Source organism: Cystobacter fuscus (assembly GCF_002305875.1).
GTDB lineage: Bacteria > Myxococcota > Myxococcia > Myxococcales > Myxococcaceae > Cystobacter > Cystobacter fuscus_A.
The window spans coordinates 6,601,993-6,620,545 of sequence record NZ_CP022098.1 but is presented as its reverse complement, the minus strand read 5'-3'; the positions used below and the strand labels follow the sequence as shown (position 1 = coordinate 6,620,545).

General features: G+C 70.0%; 17 protein-coding genes and 1 pseudogene. 7 read left to right on the top strand and 11 right to left on the bottom strand.

Annotation, left to right across the window (positions count from 1 at the left end):
- The 3 genes from CYFUS_RS27005 (at position 1) to CYFUS_RS26995 (ending at position 3,508) form a co-directional block, all read left to right on the top strand.
- On the top strand, positions 1-1,656 hold the full coding sequence (locus CYFUS_RS27005; protein WP_095987849.1) for a carboxylesterase/lipase family protein: 1,656 nt from the start codon (positions 1-3) through the stop codon (positions 1,654-1,656).
- Between the two features lie 90 nt (positions 1,657-1,746).
- On the top strand, positions 1,747-3,057 hold the full coding sequence (locus CYFUS_RS27000) for a hydroxyacid-oxoacid transhydrogenase (RefSeq protein ID WP_095987848.1): 1,311 nt from the start codon (positions 1,747-1,749) through the stop codon (positions 3,055-3,057).
- 19 nt (positions 3,058-3,076) lie between these two features.
- Complete coding sequence (locus CYFUS_RS26995) at positions 3,077-3,508, top strand: acyl-CoA thioesterase (RefSeq protein WP_198316088.1); 432 nt, start codon at positions 3,077-3,079, stop codon at positions 3,506-3,508.
- A 25-nt stretch (positions 3,509-3,533) separates the two neighbouring features.
- Here the strand turns inward: CYFUS_RS26995 and CYFUS_RS26990 are convergent, their stop codons facing one another.
- Complete coding sequence (locus CYFUS_RS26990; protein WP_232536824.1) at positions 3,534-4,967, bottom strand: amidohydrolase family protein; 1,434 nt, start codon at positions 4,965-4,967, stop codon at positions 3,534-3,536.
- On the opposite strand from CYFUS_RS26990, the gene CYFUS_RS26985 reads away from it, so the two are divergent.
- The 4 genes from CYFUS_RS26985 to tesB all read left to right on the top strand — a co-directional run bounded on the left by CYFUS_RS26985 (position 4,966) and on the right by tesB (position 8,723).
- Complete coding sequence (locus CYFUS_RS26985) at positions 4,966-5,616, top strand: glutathione S-transferase family protein (protein WP_232536823.1); 651 nt, start codon at positions 4,966-4,968, stop codon at positions 5,614-5,616. The genes CYFUS_RS26990 and CYFUS_RS26985 overlap by 2 nt on opposite strands.
- Positions 5,617-5,898: 282 nt before the next feature.
- The gene (locus tag CYFUS_RS26980) at positions 5,899-7,002 is read left to right on the top strand and encodes a M35 family metallo-endopeptidase (protein ID WP_095987847.1); all 1,104 of its coding nucleotides are present in this window, start codon (positions 5,899-5,901) and stop codon (positions 7,000-7,002) included.
- A 110-nt stretch (positions 7,003-7,112) separates the two neighbouring features.
- Positions 7,113-7,748 (top strand): protease, encoded by a 636-nt coding sequence (locus CYFUS_RS26975; RefSeq protein WP_095987846.1) that lies wholly within the window; start codon positions 7,113-7,115, stop codon positions 7,746-7,748.
- Positions 7,749-7,856: 108 nt separating this feature from the next.
- Positions 7,857-8,723, top strand: a complete 867-nt coding sequence (gene tesB / locus CYFUS_RS26970) for an acyl-CoA thioesterase II (protein WP_095987845.1) — start codon at positions 7,857-7,859, stop codon at positions 8,721-8,723.
- Positions 8,724-8,741: 18 nt separating this feature from the next.
- Here the strand turns inward: tesB and CYFUS_RS26965 are convergent, their stop codons facing one another.
- The 10 genes and pseudogenes from CYFUS_RS26965 to CYFUS_RS26920 all read right to left on the bottom strand — a co-directional run bounded on the left by CYFUS_RS26965 (position 8,742) and on the right by CYFUS_RS26920 (position 18,341).
- A complete protein-coding gene (locus tag CYFUS_RS26965) occupies positions 8,742-9,878 on the bottom strand; it encodes an SGNH/GDSL hydrolase family protein (protein ID WP_232536822.1) in 1,137 nt (378 codons plus the stop codon).
- A 241-nt stretch (positions 9,879-10,119) separates the two neighbouring features.
- On the bottom strand, positions 10,120-11,157 hold the full coding sequence (locus CYFUS_RS26960) for an ABC transporter substrate-binding protein (RefSeq protein WP_095987844.1): 1,038 nt from the start codon (positions 11,155-11,157) through the stop codon (positions 10,120-10,122).
- A gap of 30 nt (positions 11,158-11,187) precedes the next feature.
- Entirely contained in the window at positions 11,188-11,973 is a 786-nt protein-coding gene (locus CYFUS_RS26955; RefSeq protein ID WP_095987843.1) for an ABC transporter permease, read from the bottom strand.
- A pseudogene (locus CYFUS_RS26950) lies at positions 11,970-12,664 on the bottom strand (ABC transporter ATP-binding protein). The gene CYFUS_RS26955 and the pseudogene CYFUS_RS26950 overlap by 4 nt, the downstream one beginning before the upstream one ends.
- 289 nt (positions 12,665-12,953) lie before the next feature.
- Positions 12,954-13,988: an LLM class flavin-dependent oxidoreductase gene (locus CYFUS_RS26945; protein ID WP_095987842.1), complete on the bottom strand. Its 1,035-nt coding sequence runs from the start codon at positions 13,986-13,988 to the stop codon at positions 12,954-12,956.
- Positions 13,985-14,920 carry an ATP-grasp domain-containing protein gene (locus CYFUS_RS26940; RefSeq protein ID WP_095987841.1) on the bottom strand — a complete coding sequence of 312 codons (936 nt, stop codon included), beginning with the start codon at positions 14,918-14,920 and terminating at the stop codon, positions 13,985-13,987. The genes CYFUS_RS26945 and CYFUS_RS26940 overlap by 4 nt, the downstream gene beginning before the upstream one ends.
- A gap of 123 nt (positions 14,921-15,043) precedes the next feature.
- The gene (locus CYFUS_RS26935) at positions 15,044-15,745 is read right to left on the bottom strand and encodes a head GIN domain-containing protein (protein ID WP_095987840.1); all 702 of its coding nucleotides are present in this window, start codon (positions 15,743-15,745) and stop codon (positions 15,044-15,046) included.
- A gap of 113 nt (positions 15,746-15,858) precedes the next feature.
- Entirely contained in the window at positions 15,859-16,581 is a 723-nt protein-coding gene (locus tag CYFUS_RS26930) for a hypothetical protein (RefSeq protein ID WP_095987839.1), read from the bottom strand.
- The gene (locus tag CYFUS_RS26925; protein ID WP_095987838.1) at positions 16,578-17,471 is read right to left on the bottom strand and encodes a hypothetical protein; all 894 of its coding nucleotides are present in this window, start codon (positions 17,469-17,471) and stop codon (positions 16,578-16,580) included. Before CYFUS_RS26925 ends, CYFUS_RS26930 begins: the two co-directional genes overlap by 4 nt.
- Positions 17,472-17,528: 57 nt before the next feature.
- Complete coding sequence (locus CYFUS_RS26920; protein ID WP_095987837.1) at positions 17,529-18,341, bottom strand: siderophore-interacting protein; 813 nt, start codon at positions 18,339-18,341, stop codon at positions 17,529-17,531.
- Positions 18,342-18,553 lie beyond the last annotated feature (212 nt).

Below are 18,553 nucleotides of genomic sequence, written 5' to 3'. Positions count from 1 at the left end.
ATGCGTTCTGGTCGTCCGTCCGTGGTGTCCGCTTCATCCGCCCTGATGGGCCTGCTCGCGTGTGTCCTGGCGAGTGGCTGTGCCCACATCCCTCGCTCCGAGAACAAGGCCCGGGAGGCCCAGGATGAGGGGCCGGTGATCGCGGACACGGCTCAGGGTCAGGTGCGCGGAGCCACCCTCGAGGGCATTCGCGTCTTCAAGGGCCTTGCCTACGGAGGCCCCACCTCGGGCAAGAACCGCTTCATGCCCCCCACGCGGCCCGAGTCGTGGAGCGGCGTGAGGGATGCGCTCGCGTTCGGCCCGCGCTGTGCCCAGCGCAGCGCCATTGGCGCCAACGTCGCCCCCGAGGTCGTCTCGACGCTCGTCACTCCCGACACGAAGGAGATGAGCGAGGACTGCCTGCGCCTCAACATCTGGACGCCCAACGTGGCGGATGGTGGCAAGCGCCCGGTCATGGTCTGGCTGCACGGCGGGGGCTTCGTCGAGGGCTCCGGCTCGGCCGCCATGTATGACGGGACCGCGCTCGCGCGGCGGGGCGACGTCGTGGTCGTCACGCTCAACCACCGGCTGGGCGTGTTCGGCTACCTGTACCCGGGCGCCGCGGCCGGCGAGGCATGGGCCTCCTCGGGCAACGCGGGCATGCTCGACATCGTCGCGGCGCTGCAGTGGGTGCGTGACAACATCGCCTCGTTCGGCGGCGACCCGGGCAACGTCACGATCTTCGGCGAGTCGGGCGGCGGCATGAAGGTGACGCTGCTGCTCGCCATGCCCGCGGCGCAGGGACTGTTCCACCGCGCCATCAGCCAGAGTGGAGCCATGATGAAGGCGCTGGCGTCCGAGCCGGCGGCCTCGCAGGCCGGGGAGGTGCTCGCCGAGCTCGGCCTCAAGCCCGGCGACTTCGCCGCGCTGCGGGAGCTTCCCGTGGAGAAGGTGCTGGACGCCCAGGCCGCGGTGCTCAAGAAGAACCGGGGCGCGTTCAGCTTCAACTCGCCCTTCTCCCCCGTGGCCGATGGGACGGTCCTGCCCGGCCACCCGTTCGATCCCGAGGCTCCGGCCGTCTCGGCCAGCGTGCCGCTGCTCATCGGCACCAACAAGGACGAGATGACGCTCTTCCTCTACGGACAGACGTCGCTCATGACCGATGGCATGGCGCGCATGGGCATGGGCCGGATCGCGGGAGAGGCGGCTGGTCCGATCTTCGATCACTACCGTAAGCGGCTGCCCGAGGACTCGGCCAAGGAGGTGCTCATGACCGCGGGCAGCGACATGTTCCGCACGTCCTCGCTCCTCGTCGCCGAGCGCAAGGCCGCCCAGCAGGCCCCGGTCTACGTGTACCAGTTCAACTGGGAGACGCCCGTGCTCGACGGCCGGCTCAAGGCCACGCACGCCCTGGAGATTCCCTTCGTGTTCGACAACGTGGATCTGATGCCGAGCCTCACCGGCCGCGCCCCCGAGCGCGCGGGCCTCGTCGACCAGATGAGCACCGCGTGGATCTTCTTCGCCCGCTCGGGCTCGCCCCAGCACCCGGGCATCCCCGAGTGGCCCGCCTATGACGCGGAGCGGCGCGCCACGATGCTCTTCAACCTCCAGTCCCAGGTGGAGAACGATCCGGGGCGCGAGGAGCGCCTGCTCTGGCGGGAAGTCCTCACGAAGTGAGCCCGGCGCCCGGAGGGCTCTTCCCTCCGGGCGTCAGCGGCCCCTCCTTCGCGCTACAGTCCGCGGGCTTTTCCAGGAGGAGGTCGAGACATGGGCTGCTGTCATCACTATCAGACGGTCGCGGAAGGCTGTGACTCGGCCTTCACGGTGGACACCTCGCGCGTCACCTTCGGTCGGGGCTGCCTGGCGGAGGTGGGCGAGCGGGCCCGGGCGCTCGGGATGACGCGCGTGGCGTTGTTCTCGGACGAGCGGCTGGCCCGGCTGCCGTTCTTCCAGACGGTGCTCCAGTCGCTGAAGGCCGCGGGCCTGGACGTGGTGCTCTACACCCACGTGCACGTGGAGCCCACGGACCAATCCATCCTGGAGGCGGCGCGCTTCGCCGCCGAGGCGCGGCCGGATGGCTACGTCTCCCTGGGCGGAGGCTCGGTCATCGACACCTGCAAGGGCGCCAACCTCTACGCCACGCACCCGGCGGACTTCCTCGCCTACGTCAACGCGCCCGTGGGCGAGGGGCGCGCGGTGCCCGGTCCGCTCAAGCCACACATCGCCTGTCCCACCACCTCGGGCACGGGCAGCGAGGTCACCGGCATCACCATCTTCGATCTGCTGTCGCTGGGGGCGAAGACGGGCATCGCCTCGCCCCGGCTGCGTCCCACCGAGGCGCTCATCGATCCGGACTGCACCGCGACCCTGCCCGGCGAGGTGACGGCCGCCAGTGGGATGGACGTGCTCTCCCACGCCCTGGAGTCCTATACGGCGCGGCCCTACGTGCGCCGCCCCGCGCCCGCGCGGCCGAGCCTGCGGCCCATGAGCCAGGGGGCCAACCCCTGGAGCGATCTGGGCTGCCGCGAGGCGCTGCGCCTGATGGGGCAGTACCTGGAGCGCGCGGTGGCGGACGCGGAGGACTCCGAGGCGCGCGAGCAGCTCATGTGGGCCTCCACGCTGGCGGGCATCGCGTTCGGCAACGCCGGAGTCCACGCGCCCCATGGCATGGCCTACGCCGTGGCGGGCGCGGTGCGCGACTTCCGCCCCTCGGGCTACCCGCAGGACGAGCCCCTGGTGCCGCACGGCATGGCCGTCATCGTCAACGCCCCGGCGGTGTTCCGCTACACCGCGGAGGTGAGCCCCGAGCGGCATCTGGAAGCCGCGCAGTGGCTGGGCGCGGACGTGCGCGGGGCCACGCCCGGGGACGCGGGCGAGGTGCTCGCGGGCCGGGTGCTCCAGCTCATGCGCGCGGTGGGCATGCCCAACGGGCTGAGCGGGGTGGGGTACACCGAGGCGGATGTCGACACCCTCACCGAAGGTGCCTTTCCCCAGCAACGCCTGTTGCAGAACGCTCCCCGGGAGATGAGCAAGCCGGTGCTCTCCGGGCTGTTCCGTCAGGCGTTGCGCTACTGGTAACCCCGCGGAGACCACGCCCGTGTCCGATGCCGAGACCGCCAAGCACTACCGTTACTTCCTGCCCATCACCACGCGGTGGATGGACAACGACGCCTACGGCCACATCAACAACGTCACCTACTACAGCTACTTCGACACGGTGGCCAATCACTACCTCATCCACGAGGGAGGGCTGGACATCCTCGCGAGCCCCGTCATCGGCCTGGTGGTGGAGTCCAAGTGCTCCTACCACGCGCCGCTCGCCTATCCGGATGCGCTCCGGGCGGGGCTGCGCGTGGACAAGCTGGGCAACCGCTCGGTGACGTATGGCATTGGCATCTTCAAGCAGGGCGAGGAGCGGGCCGCCGCCCACGGCTACTTCGTGCACGTCTTCGTGGACCGGCACACCCGCAAGGCCGTCGCCATTCCCGAGCGCCTGCGCACGGCGCTCGAGCGGCTCCTGCCGGCGTGACGGGTGGGGGCGGGCCCCCGGCGCCTCACGGCTTGAAGGTGTCCACCGTCCCGGAGACCTGCTTGCCGCGGTGCCAGACGGCGTGGATCGTCTTCGTCCGGGAGATGTCGGTGCTCGGGTCGCCGTCCAACACCACGAGGTCCGCCTGCTTGCCGGGGGCGAGGACGCCCCGATCCTCCAGCGCGAGGAGGGTGGCGGCCTCCCGGGTGGCGAGCGTGAGCGCCTGCAGGGGCGTGAGCCCGGCCTCGGTCATCAGCGCCAGTTCCCGGTGCTCCGCGACGCCGGGGATGCGCAGGGGAGTCGCGCCCGAGTCCGTGCCGAACCCGATGCGCACGCCCGCGTCGTACAGGGCCTTGAGGTTGCGCTGGTTCATCGCCACGTCCTTCCGGGCCTTCTCCGACTTCGGCTCCGCGCGCGTCTTCTCCACCCAGGCCGGGTCGGCGAACCGCGCGCGCAGCGCGGGCTGCACGGCGCGTTGGAAGAAGGGCTCGGCCATCCACTCGGGACGCTCGGCGTAGATGAAGGTCGCCTCGTCCAGGCTCAGCGTCGGGACGTACCAGACCGAGCGCTCCTTCATGAGCTGGATGAGCTCGGCGTCCACGGGCTGGTCGCGCACGCCATGGGCCACGATGTCCGCGCCCGCCCGGACGATCATCTTGGCGTCCTCGAGATCATGGATGTGGGCGGCGACGCGCACGCCCCGCTGGTGAGCCTCGTCGATCACCGCCTGGTAGATGTCTGGCTTCATCTTCGCGGACAGCGAGCCGCCGAAGTCGTCCAGCCACAGCTTCACCACGTCCGTCTTGCGCGCCACCATGTCACGCACGGCCTGGCGCGCCTGCTCCGCCGTCTCGGGGCGGGCGAGTTGATCCTCGCCCACCGGGCGACCACCCAGGGTCGGCGGCGCGCCCTGGGGCACGCCAATGCCCCGGTCCGCCCCGAAGAGGTCGGCGCCGGGCCCGCGGCCCGCGTGCTGCTGCGTGCGCAGTTGTTGCAACAGGGGACCATTCAGCCCGAGCGCCAGCACCGTGGTGATGCCATAGGCCTCGTACTGGCGGAGCTGCCGCGAGATGTTGGCGCGGGTGTAGTTCCCAGCACCCATGTTGGCATCCTGGACCTGACCCACATGTGAGTGATTGGAAATCAATCCCGGGATGAGTGTCTTTCCCTGATAGTCCACCACGCGGGCCTTGGCCGGCACCGTCGTGCTCGAGGCCGGACCCACCGCGAGGATGCGCCCGTCCTGGATGACGACCACGGAGTCCTCGATGGGGGCACCTCCCTGGCCGTCGATGAGCCGCGCGCCGCGCAGGACGACGGCGCCCGGAGAGGTCTTCGCGGGCGCGGCGGACGCCAGGAGCGGGGCGGTCAGGAGCGAGAAGAGCAGGGCGTGTGATTTCAGAAGGCACCTCCCAAAGGGGTCGAACGAAGCGCGCGGCACCCTATACTCCCGCGCCATGAGAATCCTCTTTCACATTGCCCACTCGCCGTTTGCTCGGCGTACCCGGCTCGCCCTCGCCGCCAAGGGGTTGACCGTCGAACTGCGCGACGTGCGTGCCCACCCCGAGTTCTTCGAGGAGTCCCGGCGGCTCTCCCCGCTCAAGACGGTTCCCGTGCTGGTCGAGGAGGATGGGCGGGTTCTCGGAGACTCGACGGCCATCTCCCACTACCTGGATCGGGCCTACCCCTCGACGCCGCCGCTGTGGCCTTCCGAGCCCGACGAGGCCCTCGCCGCCTTCGAGGTGGCCTCGCTCGTGGACCTGGCGATCAACACCGCGGTGGACCTCGGGGGGCGCTACCACGCGCTGCGCACCTCCGAGGCCTGGGAGACCGTCCGGACCGAGGCGATGGAGCGCATGCAGCGCGCGTTGGACACCCTGGGTCAACGGGCCGCGGCGCTCTCGCGTCCCACCTTCTCCCGGCGGGGCTGGTCCGCGCCGGACATGTGGTTGTTCACCGCGGAGCACTGGTTCGCTTCATTGCCCGCGCGTGCCCCCACCTTCGCCCCGGCCGCCCAGATCTGCTCCCTGGGTTGGCGTCTGCCTCCGGAGCTCTCCCGCTGGGCCGAGCAGCACCGCGACCGGCCCGACGTGCGCGCACTCGCGTAGTCCTCGCGTTTCGTTTCGTTCATGGAAGGACCGGGAGCGGTGACGCTCCCGTTTTTTTTGCCCGGGGGCGTGCCCACTTCAGCTCCTGTGGAATGCTACAGGGCGTGCCCTCGATGTCACACCCCGTGTCGGGGTGATCTCGCTTTGCCGTCAAAGCATCAGTGGCGCATTAAGAACTATTTCTACGTCCTTCAGTACCTGTACTTAATCCAGCTTTATCGTGTTACAATGGGTCCACCGGGGTAGCCAAGCTACCGGTCCTTTTTGAAAGGAATTGACTGCGTGAACCAGAACGTGCGTGGTTTCAAGTGGCTGGTCGGCGGAGTGGTCGGAATGTCCCTGCTGAGCGCGTGTGGCGCGCCAATGGAGGGGGAGGACACCTCGTCCGCGCTGAGCGATCAGGCCCTGGGCGACGTGGCGGTGAGCCTGTCGGTGGCGAGCAGCAGCCTGAGCGCCCGTGAGGACGTGGCGGTGACGGTGACCTTCACCAACGTGTCCTCCCAGCCGGTGCAGCTCTTGCGCTGGTACGTGCCCGGCACCGAGGGCGTGAAGGCCGGTCTGTTCGAGGTGTCGCGCAATGGTGAGGAGGTGGCGTACGTCGGCCCCCACGTCAAGCGCGTGGCGCCGCGCGCCGAGGACTTCGTCACCCTGGCTCCCGGCGAGAGCCGCTCGGGCACCGCGCTCCTGTCGGGCCTCTATGATCTGAGCGAGAGCGGCACGTACTCGGTGCGCTTCGCCGCCCAGTCCATCAACCAGCACAACGTGGGGCTCACCCGCGCCGCGGCCCTGGACTCCAACATCGTGAACCTGTGGATCGAGGGCCGCGCCAGCCGCGAGCCGGAGATCCAGGCCCAGGCCGTGACGGCCCAGGGTGTCACCGCCGCCAGCAACTGCTCGAGCACCCGCGCCTCGCAGATCGCCACGGCGTTCGCCTCCGCCAAGACGTACGCGAGCAGCACGTCGACCTACCTCAACGGTATTTCCTCGGGCACCACGCGCTACACCACGTGGTTCGGCACCTACTCGTCCACCAACGTGACCACGGCCCGCTCGCACTTCACGAAGATCAGCAGCGCCTTCGCCTCCGCGGCGGTCACGGTGGACTGCAGCTGCACGGACTCGGGCACCTACGCCTACGTGTACCCGGCCTCGCCCTACAAGATCTACGTGTGCGGCGCCTTCTGGAGCGCGCCGAACACGGGCACGGACTCCCGCGCGGGCACGCTGGTGCACGAGATGAGCCACTTCACCGTGGTGGCCGGCACGGATGACCACGCCTACGGCCAGAGCGCCGCCAAGAGCCTGGCCAAGTCCAGCCCCACCCAGGCCTTGGACAACGCGGACAACCACGAGTACATCGCCGAGAACAACCCCGCCCAGAACTGAGGCGGACAGGCAGAGAGAAGTTGAAGGAAGGAACGGGAGCGGCGACGCTCCCGTTTTTTTTTGCCAGGGGGTCCGTTCCGGGCTCCCTCCCAGAGGAGAACACCCTGTTTATGACGCGTGGACATGTGGGTTGGGTCGCGCTGTGCTGCCTGGCGCTGAGTGGTGGTGGCTGTACTCGCCGCGAGTCCGCGGAAGGCAAGCCCCCGGAGCCGGCGGCGCCCGCCCAGCCCTCGGCCCCAGCAGAGCCCTCGGCGCAGAAGCCCCCGGAGACGCAGGCCCCCGAGCAGAAGGAGACTCCCGCCATGGCCACGACCCTGGAGTGCAAGTTGAGCGTGCCGGCGAGCGCGCCCGTGGGCCAGCCGGTGGAGCTGCTCTTCCAGCTCACCAACCGCACCGCGGCGCCGCTGTACGTGCTCTCCTGGCGCTCGCCGCTCGAGCGCCTGGGGGGACGTGACTTCGACATCACCCGCGATGGCGCCGAGGTGGCCTACCAGGGGCCGATGAAGAAGCGCGCCGCGCCCTCCCCGGACCAGTACCTGGCGGTGGCGCCAGGGGCCACGGTGGAAGGGCGGCTCGATCTGGCCCAGGCCTACGATCTGAGCCAGCCCGGGCGCTACCGCATCGTGTTTCCCGGCCCGCTCATGGACGTCACCGACAAGCTGCCCGACACGGCGCGCTCGTTCGAGGTCATGACCGCCCGGCCGGTGACGTGCGCTCCCGTGGAGACGACGATCACCAGGCCCTGATTCGCGCGATGTCTCTGGCGCGCTCGCACCACATCCTCCATGGTGCGGCTTTACGCGGCGCGGCAAGGTGCCTCGCCGCCATCTCCGCCCCTGCATCGAGGAAGAGGAATGAGTCGCGTCCTGGAGGACCTGCTGGAGCTCCTGAAGCTGGAGCCCATTGAGGAGAATCTTTTTCGCGGACGGAGCCAGGATCTCGGTTTCCGGCAGTTGTTCGGGGGGCAGGTGCTGGGACAGTCGTTGTCGGCGGCCAGCCAGACCGTGCCCCCGCATCGCCCCGTGCACTCGCTGCACGGCTACTTCCTGCGCCCCGGCGATGCCAGCCTGCCCGTGGTCTACACCGTGGACCGGCTGCGCGATGGCGGCAGCTTCACCACCCGCCGGGTGGTGGCCATCCAGAAGGGAGAGCCCATCTTCACGGTGATGGCGTCCTTCCAGGCGGAAGAGCCCGGCTTCGAGCACCAGGCGAAGATGCCCGAGGTGCCCGGCCCCGAGGGGTTCCCCACGGATCGCGAGCTGCTCGGCCGCAAGGCGCACCTCATCCCCGAGAAGATCCGCGACAAGCTCCTGTGCGAGAAGCCCATCGAGATCCGCCCGGTGACGCACTTGGATCCCTTCGATCCCCACGTGCTCGAGCCCGCCAAGCAGGTGTGGTTCCGCGTCGATGGCGCGCTGCCCGATGACTCGCGGGTGCACCGCTACCTGCTCGCCTATGCCTCGGACTTCAACCTCATCACCACCGCGCTCCAGCCGCACGGCACCAGCTACATGCATCCCCAGATGCAGCTGGCGAGCCTGGACCATGCCCTGTGGATCCACGGCAACCTGCGGATGAATGACTGGCTGCTGTACTCCATCGTCAGCCCCTGGGCCGGCAACTCGCGCGGCCTGTCGTATGGGCACATCTTCACGCGGGACGGCCGCCTGGTGGCCTCCGTGGCGCAAGAGGGGCTCGTCCGCATGCGCCCGCCGAAGTAGCGCCGCGTCCTCCGTGGCTCAGGCCGGGGAGGAGGGGCTCGCGGACCAGGAACCGAACCAGCGCCCGCCCTGGGCGTCCTGGGCGTGGGCCACCCCGCACAGCCCTTCCTCCGTGCGCACCGCGCGCAAGTGCAGCGTGGCGCCGAGGATCCTCGCGTCGTGGAGGGAGAACGTCAGCTCCTCGCCCTCCACCCGGGGCGTCACGTCTTCCTCGAGGGGGGCGTCTCGTGGAAACAGGATGCGCACCTGCCCGGTGAGCCGCGTCCCCCGGGACTCGACCGAGAGCCACATGGGCACGGGCGCCATCTCCAGCTCCGTGGGGTAGAGCGAGAGCATCCCCCGCCACGTGCCCGCCACCCTGGAGGCGTCCAGCGGAGCGCCGCGCGGTAGCTGGGGGAAGGCGAGGCGGGGCCCGGTGGGGGTGGGGCCTTCGGGAAGCGCGGGGGACAGGCCCACCTCGGAGCCCACCTGCTGGAGGTAGCGCGCGGTGTCCTCCGGGAGCTCCACCAGCGTCTCGGTGCGCGAGGGATCGAAGGCCGAGCCCGTCCAGGGCGCCCCGGAGAGGGTGCCAGGCGCGCCCAGGCAGGGCTGGTGGAACAGCGAGGCGTAGAGCACGCAGGCCGCCAGGTAGGTGCCCGCGGGCCCCGGGTGGTGGCCGTCCTCCCCGTACAGCTCCAGCTCGGGCCGCTCCCTCCGCGCCCGCTCCCACGCCACCCCCACCGGTGCCAGCACGCCTCCTTCTTCGTGAGCGATGTGGGCATAGGCGCGCGTGAGCACCTCCTGGGCGGGCAGGTCCGCCTTGCGCGACCACGTCATGTAGAAGACCGGGCTCGCGCCCACCGCCAGGCTCTCCCGCGCGAAGAGGCGGGCGTAGGGGTAGAAGCTGTCCTCGGGCTCGTTCATCTGCACCGCTCCGTCGATGCGCAGGTGGCCCAGCAGGCTCTGCTCCTGCAGCACGACGTGGCTCCAGGCTTCCCCGCGCAGCAGCTCCCTCGCCTCGCCCCGCTTCCAGTGCGACTCGAGCGTCGCTCCACCCAGGAGCACCGCGCCCGTCTCCAACCGCGTCCCCGGAGACAGCGCCCGCACGAGGCCCTCCAGCATCGCCGGAAGATCGTTGTTGTAGGTGTAGCTGTTGCCAATGAAGAGCACGCGCACGGAGGCCTCGGGGGCGGGGCGGGAAGTCGTTGGAGGTCTAGCCCACATAGACGGACTATGTGAATGACAGTGGGATCATATCTTGATAGACAGACACGAATTGCCTATTTGTTGATTGTCTTCTATTGGCACGAAGCTTGCAAATTTTGTATATGTTTAATTGAAAATAAAAACATACAAATTTGATATGTCGACATCGAATGGCAATGATTGTCATTCGATGTCGATTTGTCTGTCTTTGCTACGGCGTGGCGGGGGCGGGCGAACCCATGTCGACGAATTCCGGCAGCAGGAAGTCGTCCGAGGCGGGCACCTTGTCGATGAGGCCCAGGTCCACGAGTTGCCGCGCCAGGGTGTCCCATCGCTCGCGGCTCATGGTGCCCAGGCCCTTGGCGCGCGTCTGCTCCGTTTCGATGAGGGGCTTCTGGGCGCGCGCCGCCTCGGCGAACGTCTCCGCGTCCATGGAGGTGTTGAGCTTGCCCATGACGGCGTTGGTGGCCGCGGGGTCGTCCAGGTAGGCCCGCCAGCCCTCGCGCACCGCCTCCACGAAGTCCTTCACCCGGGACGGCTGCTCCTTCCAGAGCGCCCGGCGGGTGATGAGCACGGCGATGTAGGGATTGAAGCCCTCGTCCGCCACCAGGAACACGGAGGGATCCGCGCCCTGGCGCCGCGCGGCGATGGGCTCCGAGGTGATGAAGCACTGCTGGCTGAAGTCCTTGTCCGCCACGAAGCGCGCCACGCCGCCGTCGTAGGGCACCACCTTCACCTTGTCGAAGCCATACTTCTTCTTCAGATACGCGGCGTAGGGCAGGCCCGGCTCCAGGGCCACCGTGCCCGAGGAGAGCAGATCCTTGATGCCCTTGGCGCCTCGCGACGCATGCGTCATCAGGGCTTGTGGCGCCGTCTGGTACACGGCGAACAGCGGAATCACATCCACGCCCCGCGCCCGGGCGGTGAGGATTTCATCCGCGCCGGCGATGCCGAAGTCCACCTGGCCCGACGCCACCATCTGCATCACCGGCACCCCGGCGCCGCCACCCTGGATGCTCACGTCCATGCCACGGCGCTTGTAGTGCCCCAGATCCCTCGCGGCGTAGAAGCCACCGAACTCGGGCTCGGCCACCCAGTTGAGGGCCAGCTTGACCTGCGCCACCTGGGGGGCGGCGCTCCCCGCGTCCCCTCCGGCGGCCTGGGGCGCGTTCTCCTTCGAGCGCGAGCACGCCCCGGCCACCACGAGCAGCACCAGTCCACCCACGACTCCAGCCAGACGTCCTTTCACGTGTGCCTTCCTCTCCAATGCAAGGGTTTCTCACGGCTCCGACGAGGCCGAGGGATGCCAGCGTTTGAGCAGCCGGAAGCCCGTCAGGTTCACCGCGCCGAACAGCGCCAGTCCCAACACCGCCGCCGCCAGCACGGAGGCGAAGAGCAGATCCGTGCGCAACTGCCGGTAGGCCGTCAGCACCAGGATGCCCAGGCCCGCGCCTTCCTCGGAGAAGCCCGCGACGAACTCGCCCACGATGGCGCCGATGACGGCCAGCCCCGAGGCGACGCGCAGCCCGGTGAAGATCTGCGGCAGCGCCGCCGGCAGCTCCAGCTTCCACAGCGTGGCGAGCCGCTTCGCCCCGTACAGGCGGAACAGGTCGCGCAGCGCCGGCTCCACCGAGCGCAGCCCGGTGAGCGTGTTGGTGATGACGGGAAAGAGCGAGACGATGAAGGAGGAGATGGCCACGGCGCGCGTGCCCGGGCCGAACCACAGCACCAGCAGCGGGGCGATGGCCACGATGGGCACCGTCTGGAGGAAGAGCGTGTAGGGGTAGAGCGCCCGCTCCAACAGCCGCGAGGAGGCCAGGAGGATGGCGATGAGCACGCCCACCCCGGCGCTCAAGCCGAAGCCGATCAGCGCGGCGCGGCCGGTGGTGAACATCGCGTTCCACAGGGCGGGCGCCTCGTGCGCCCCCGCGAGCGCGATGGCGGACGGGGGCGGCAGCAGCCAGGGGGCGATGCCGAACACCCGCGTCACCCCCTCCCACAGCGCCAGCAGCACCCCGAGCGCGACCAGGGGCGGCACCACCTGCCGCGCGAAGGAGCCGTTCATGTCGAGTCTCCTCGCTCGAGGGCTTCCTGGAGCAGGCCCAGCTCCCGGGCGAAGCCGGGCTCGGCGCGCAGGGAGGGACGGCGCTCCGCGGGCAGGTCGAGCCACCGGTCCAGCATCACCCGCGCGGGCCGTCGCGACAGCACCACGGCGCGCTGGGCCAGGTAGGCCGCCTCCGAGAGCGAGTGGGTGACGAAGAGGACGGTCATCCCCAGCTCCTTCCACAGCGCGAGGAGCTGATCATCCAGCCGGTTGCGCGTCAGCTCGTCCAGGGCGGCGAAGGGCTCGTCGAGCAGCAACAGCCGGGGGCGGGTGACGAGCGCCCGGGCGAGTGACACGCGCATGCGCATGCCGCCCGAGAGCTCCGCCGGGTAGCGCGCCGTGGCGTCCCCCAGGCCCACCTCGGTGAGCAGGGCCCGCGCCGCCGCGTGGCGCTCGGGGCCGGCACTCCCGTCAACTCGAGCGGCAGCGCCACGTTGTCCAGCACCGAGCGCCAGGGCAGCAGGTGTGCGTCCTGGAAGACGTAGGCGATGGGGTTGCGCGCGCCCCGCGTGTGCTCGAGCGGGGGGGAGAAGGTGAGGGTGCCCGCGTTGGGCCGGTCCAGTCCCGCCACCAGCTTCAGCAGGGTGGATTTGCCGCAGCCCGAGGGGCCCACCAGCGCCACGAAGGCGCCCGCGCCGATGTCCAGGTCCATGCCCGAGATCACGGGCACTCCGCCCGGGAAGGTACGCCGCAGGCCCGAGAGCCGCACGCGCACGCCCCCCGAGCCCTCGTCGGGCGCCACGGGGGGGGGGGATTCCGAGGGGGTGGAAGTCATGAGGTGCCTGGGTTCTACCCGCCCCGCGCGTCGGGGGCCAACCTCATCCGACCACCCGGTGGCTGGCACGGCCCGCGCAAGGCCCGGGCCCCACCTCCATCCCAGCGCATGGACTCCTCCCAGGGCCTCGTCGGCCTCCCCGCGGGCCCCGGGAGGGGAGCGGCGCTCAGGCCGCCTTGCGCTCCGGTGCGATGATCGCCGAGGAGAAGCGCTCCATCTCCTCGAGCTGCGGGCTCATCTGCAGCAGGAGCAGATCCACGCCGGCCGCCTCGAACTCGGCGATCCGCGCGCGCACGCGCTGGGGCGTGCCCACCAGGCCCGGCCGCAGCCCGCGGTTGGAGACCGAGTACTCCTTGATCTTCAGCTCCCGCTCGAGCTGCGTGCCGGACAGCCACTGCTCGAAGTTCGCGAAGCCCGCGGCCTGGGGATCCAACGTGGTGATGCGCTCGACCTCGGCCTGGGCCTCCTCCTGGCTGTCGCGCACGATGGCGTAGGCGGCCATGCCGAAGCGCATCGGCGGCAGGCCCTCGCGCTCGCGCCGCGCCCGCATGTCCTGGATCTTCCCGGCGATCACCTCCGGCTCGTCCCCGTGCATGACGTAGGCGTCGCACTGCCGCGCGATCATCTGCTTGGCCGCTTCGGATTCGCCTCCCGCGTAGAGGAGCGGACGCGGCGAGGACAGCGGCTTGGGCTCGCAGATGGCCTCCTTGAGCTGGTAGCGCTGGCCCTCGAAGCTGAAGGGCGTGCGCGACCACAGCCCGTCCACCACCTGCAACCACTCGGTGGTGCGGGCGTACCGGTCGTCATGCTGATCGAACTGGAGGCCGTACTGCCGCGCCTCGTCCGCCCACCACGACGACACCACGTTGAGCGCCAGCCGGCCCCCGGAGATGCGATCGATGTTGGCCGCCTGCTTGGCGAACAACGCCGGGTGGTGGAAGTTGGGCCGCACCGCCACCATCAGTTCCAGCCGGCGGGTGACCGCCGCGAGCGCCGCCGCGGTGGACCAGGCATCCAGGGCCGGCTCGGTCACGCCCTTGATGTCGTTGAGGTTGAGCTCGGCGATGAGCGTCAGGTCATAGCCGATCTCCTCGGCGCGCCTGCACAGCCGGCTCATGTACTCCCAGCTCGCTTCCATCCCCTCGTCCCGCACGTTGCGCAGCCAGCCGCCGAAGACGGGAGCCCAGAATCCGTACCTCATGCCGCCTCCCCGCGCCGCGCCGTGGCGACAATGCCCTCGAGGTAGTCCACCAACTGCTCGTGCGGATCCCACCCCAGCACCTCGAGTGGTTTGGCCACGAAGTTGGACAGGCCGTTGATGTCGTAGAAGCGGCGCACCCCGTCACGCTCGTCGATCATGAACTCGATGCCGCACAGCTCCATGTTCGCCGCGCGCGAGATGGTCTCCACCGCGTGGATGGTGTCGGCGTCCAGCGTCGTCTGCTTGAGGGTGACCTGGGGCTTGCCGACCATGCACGCATCGGCGGGGCACAGGTCGAAGGTGCCGCCGGTGGTCGTCACGGTGATGGCGTAGAGGAAGCGGCCGTTGAGCGTCTCCGCCCGGACGATGTGGCGCTCCTTCGTGGGCACGTACTCCTGCACGAGCAGCACGCTGTCGATGCTGTCGGGCGTGGAGCGCTCCTCGACGGCCTGGGCCAGCTCCGCGGCGCTCTCGTAGCGCACGACGCCCGCCCCCGAGCCGCCGATGTTGACCTTGACCACGATGGGAAAGCGCAGGCCCTCGGCGGCGCGCACCAGGTCCGCCCGGCGATGCACCACGCGCGTCGCCGGCGTCGCGTAGCCCAGGGAGTTGATCAGCGAGAGCTGGCGCGCCTTGGACGTGTCCACCGCCAGCGCCGGATTGCCGTTGATGATCCGCGCGCCGGCCTGCTCCCAGTGCGAGTAGAGCGACTGGGTATAGAAGATGGCGTGCTCGCCCTGGCGCAGGAAGGAGCTCATCGCCAGGCGGCTGAAGATGACCGGCGCCGGCGGCTTGCGCTCGTTCAAGTCGAAGTAATGCTGATCGATGCGGAGGGGCACGTAGGGCACGCCCCGCCGATCGAGGACCGCGAACAACGGTTTGAACCACTCGGGATGCTCGTAGACGACGGCGAGTTGCGGATCGCGACTCATGGGTCACCTGCGGGTGGGACGGTGGGGGAACAGGTCCTCACCCGGCGGAGGCGGGGTGTAGAACGACCCCGACCGCCCTGCAACTCTCCCCGTTTCCACCCCAGGCCCGTCTACTGACGCCGGTTACTCGTAGCGCACCTCGGAGCCGCCGGAGCGCTCCAACTGGACCCTGGCGGGCTTGGCGCCGGCCTTGAGGGTGGCGCCTCCGGACAACTCGCCACGCAATTGTTGCGTGGGAGAAGCCTCGACGTGGGTGCCCCCGCTGGCCTCCACCACCAGCGTCTCCACCTGGACCTTGCGCGCCTGGATGGTCGAGCCGCCACTGCCCTCCACCTTCATCTCCGCCGCGCGGCCCCGGAGGGTCACCTCCGCGCCGCCGCTGGCCTCCACCTCCAGCTTCTTCGTGTCCACCCCGGCGACGAGCAGCTCACCGCCGCCGCTGGCCTCCAGCTCCAGCTCGCTGGCGGGGGTGACCTCCGCGTCGACATGGGCGCCGCCGCTGGCCGACACGTGCTCGAGCCGCGGATTGGTGACGTAGAGGCGCACGTCCCGGATTCCCGAGGAGCGCCACGAGTCCTTGTCCACCCGCGTCGTCAGGATGCCGTCCTTCACCTCGAGCTTGATTCGCGCCAGGTCCTCGGCGCGGCCCTCCAGACGGACCGATTTCGCGCCCGGCTTCACCTCGGCGCGCAGGCCATGGCCCACGGCCACGCCGCGGAAGTCGGGGACCTCGATCGTGCCTGGCCTCGGGGGCGCGGCCTGGTCCTGCGCGAGCACGGGAGCGGACACCAGGAGGACGAGGGGCAGCAGCAGGGAGCGCGACATGTCGGTGACCTCGGGAAGCAGGAGGCGCGGGGGCCTCGGAGTCCTCGGGTCCTACGTCCCGAGCCCGGGCCGATTGCACCCGGGCCGCTCGCCTGCTTCGTGGCCCGACGGGCTCAGGGCTGGAGGGACACGGAGCGGGCCAGGTTGCTCAGAATCTGGTTCGTGGCCGAGCCTCCCGTCGCCACGAAGTCCACCCCATCCAGCCACTGATCATAGGCCAGGTGCAGGGTGCGGTTCGCCTCCAGGGACTCGGGCGACAAGGTGAGCCCCTCCAGCGACACCTCGGCGTTGATGACGTCGCTCGTCTCCAGGTGGAAGGGCACGGTGGGGCCTCCGTCGGCGGGAATCCGCTCGCCCTCCAACACCAGGGTCTTGCCCTCCATGTCGGGCTGGGTGCCCAGGCCCTCGGCATCCGCGTCCGCCGGGGCGAAGACGAGGTGGACACGGCAGTAGCTGTCCGGCGGAGGCCGCAGGGTGCCCAGTGCCAGCGCCTCGCCGTCCGCGAGCGTCAGGCCCACCACGTACGGCGTGCCCAGCTTCCGGGGGCTGCCTTCCGAGTGGGCCTCGGCCGTGCCGATGGGGGAGAGCGCGCGCAGCCACTTCCAGGCACTGCTCCTCTGGCAGGGGAAGATCTCCATGGCGCCGAGCGTGACGTGGGCGCGGCGAAGGACGATGCGGTCTCCTCGGTCATCGAGGAACTCGCGCGTGCTGCCCTGCGTGTGCACGTCGCCCGCCGGGCGGAAGTCGAGACCGAGGTGCAGCCGGGTGCCCTCCTCGCGATAGCCACACGCGCACAGGGCCAGCAGGGCGAGGAGGAGAGGGGCGGAGGTTTTCATAGATCGTGGACGAGCGCGGCCTGGAGGATGGGGGTGGGCCGGACGTTGCCGCGCAACTGGTTGATGACGGGCACGCGCACCCCGAGCTGCACCACCACGTCCGTGACGGGGCTGAAGAGCACGTCGGGCGACACGTACGCGATGGCGCCGCTGCCCACCTCGTCCCGGACGCCGGCCTGGTTGCTCTCGCCCTCGACGCGGCCATCCACGGCGAGCCGCAGCGCCCAGGCGGGGCTCGGCTGGAACTGCGCGGCCAGGGTGGAGAGCACCGAGGGGCCCGCGCGGAAGCCCTCGCGCCCGCGCGTGGGGAGGTAGCCCGTGGCGCTGGCGATGAAGGACCAGTCCCCCGCGTAGGCCGTGTAGGACAGCCCCAGGAAGGGATCCCACGAGCCCGTGCCGAGCTGGGCATCCAGCGACAGCGGCAGGCCCCGGGCCGTCTGGGTGACGGAGGTGGGCAGCCGGCTGCCCGCGAGCACGCTCACGAGGTGGTTGGCGGAGAAGTCCCGATCCCGGAAGAGGAAGAAGCGGGCGCTGACCTCCATGTCCCCGAGCCCCCAGCCCCCCTCGCGCGCGAGGCTGACGTCCTGGAGGCTCCGGGCCTGCAGGGGCGCCATGACGGACAGGAAGAGCCAGGGCAGGGGGGCATAGGCCACCGACAAGTCCATGCGCAGCTCGCGCAGGTCGATGTTGTCCACGCGGGGCTGGCCCGACGCGAGGCTCCAGGCGCGCACCTGGGTGGCCAGGCGCAGGCGCCCGGCGAAGGGCTGCTCGGTGCCCATGGACGTCAGGGTGGGGTCACCACAGGCACAGGTGGCACAGGCGAGTCCCTCCCGGGGAAAGAGGAGGAGGAAGCAGGCCAGGGCGGCGAGGGCGAATCGGATCTTCCACATGGCGCTCGCACTGTAGGGCCAGCCGCCCGCCCTTCCCCCTGCGGCGAGTTGTCGCGCCTACCCCTTGGAGTCGTGATGGTCGCCTACTCCACGTTTCCAGTAGCCGGTCACCCGGGTCCACTCCTTGCGCAGGCCGCGCTCCTGGGTCAGGTGCTCGCGGATGGGCTTGAGCGTGTTGGCCTCGCCCGCCACCCAGGTGAAGCCGTCTCCCGGAGGCAGTTGCACCTCGCGCAGCGCCTTCTCCAGGAGGTTCGTCGTCCCGGCCTCGGCCCCATTGCGGTGCAGCCAGGTGATGGACGCCTGGGCCTTGGTGTCGAAGCGCTGCTCCTCGGAGGCGTCGGCCACCTCGATGAAGACGAGGGCGCGCGCCCCGGCGGGGAGCTCCTCGAGCCGACGGCCGATGGCGGGCAGGGCGCTCGCGTCGCCCGCGAGCAGGTACCAGTCGAAGTCGTTGGCGACGAAGAACGTGCCGCGCGGGCCTCCCACGCCGAGGAAGTCACCCGGTTTGGCCTGGGCGGCCCACGACGAGGCGGGCCCGGCGTCATGCAGCACGAAGTCGATGTCCAGCTCCCCCCTGGCCGCGTCATACCGGCGGGGCGTGTAGTCGCGCGAGGCGGGCTTGGGCTTGCCCTCCGGCATCGTCAGCCCCTGGGGCCCCAGCACCGGCATGGACGGCATGCGCTGCCCCGGCTCCGCGAAGAACAGCTTCACGTGATCATCCGCTCCGGGACTCTGGAATCCCTCCAGCTCCGGGCCTCCCACGGTGATCCGCCGCATGTGCGGGCTGAGCTGCGTCACCCGCCGCACCTCGAGCAGTCGCAGCTTCACGGGCAGGGGTCCTCGCCGGCCGGCGCGTTCGGTTGGCTCCATTCAGTCTTTCTCCTGAATCTTGATAATGATTCGCATTGTCATATTGGACGGAGCGCCAGGGGGCAACCTGAATCCGCCTCCTGGGAGAGGAAGCAGGGGGCCCCTGGTGGGTGGCTCCCGGGTGACGGGAGGGTGAAGGGGGTGGGAAGAGGGCGAGCGGAGGAGCGGGGATGCCGGGAGCGGGCGGGAGTATGCTAGAAAACACACGCCTT

Excerpts from the sequence above, each read along its gene's own strand:
- CYFUS_RS26975 (WP_095987846.1), top strand. The coding sequence starts at position 7,113 with ATGACGCGTGGACATGTGGGTTGGGTCGCGCTGTGCTGCCTGGCGCTG.
- CYFUS_RS26955 (WP_095987843.1), bottom strand. The coding sequence starts at position 11,973 with ATGAACGGCTCCTTCGCGCGGCAGGTGGTGCCGCCCCTGGTCGCGCTC.
- CYFUS_RS26935 (WP_095987840.1), bottom strand. The coding sequence starts at position 15,745 with ATGTCGCGCTCCCTGCTGCTGCCCCTCGTCCTCCTGGTGTCCGCTCCC.
- CYFUS_RS26920 (WP_095987837.1), bottom strand. The coding sequence starts at position 18,341 with ATGGAGCCAACCGAACGCGCCGGCCGGCGAGGACCCCTGCCCGTGAAG.
- CYFUS_RS26990 (WP_232536824.1), bottom strand. The coding sequence starts at position 4,967 with ATGGCGCGGGAGTATAGGGTGCCGCGCGCTTCGTTCGACCCCTTTGGG.
- CYFUS_RS26940 (WP_095987841.1), bottom strand. The coding sequence starts at position 14,920 with ATGAGTCGCGATCCGCAACTCGCCGTCGTCTACGAGCATCCCGAGTGG.
- CYFUS_RS26985 (WP_232536823.1), top strand. The coding sequence starts at position 4,966 with ATGAGAATCCTCTTTCACATTGCCCACTCGCCGTTTGCTCGGCGTACC.
- CYFUS_RS26945 (WP_095987842.1), bottom strand. The coding sequence starts at position 13,988 with ATGAGGTACGGATTCTGGGCTCCCGTCTTCGGCGGCTGGCTGCGCAAC.
- CYFUS_RS26930 (WP_095987839.1), bottom strand. The coding sequence starts at position 16,581 with ATGAAAACCTCCGCCCCTCTCCTCCTCGCCCTGCTGGCCCTGTGCGCG.
- CYFUS_RS27005 (WP_095987849.1), top strand. The coding sequence starts at position 1 with ATGCGTTCTGGTCGTCCGTCCGTGGTGTCCGCTTCATCCGCCCTGATG.
- CYFUS_RS26925 (WP_095987838.1), bottom strand. The coding sequence starts at position 17,471 with ATGTGGAAGATCCGATTCGCCCTCGCCGCCCTGGCCTGCTTCCTCCTC.
- CYFUS_RS27000 (WP_095987848.1), top strand. The coding sequence starts at position 1,747 with ATGGGCTGCTGTCATCACTATCAGACGGTCGCGGAAGGCTGTGACTCG.
- tesB (WP_095987845.1), top strand. The coding sequence starts at position 7,857 with ATGAGTCGCGTCCTGGAGGACCTGCTGGAGCTCCTGAAGCTGGAGCCC.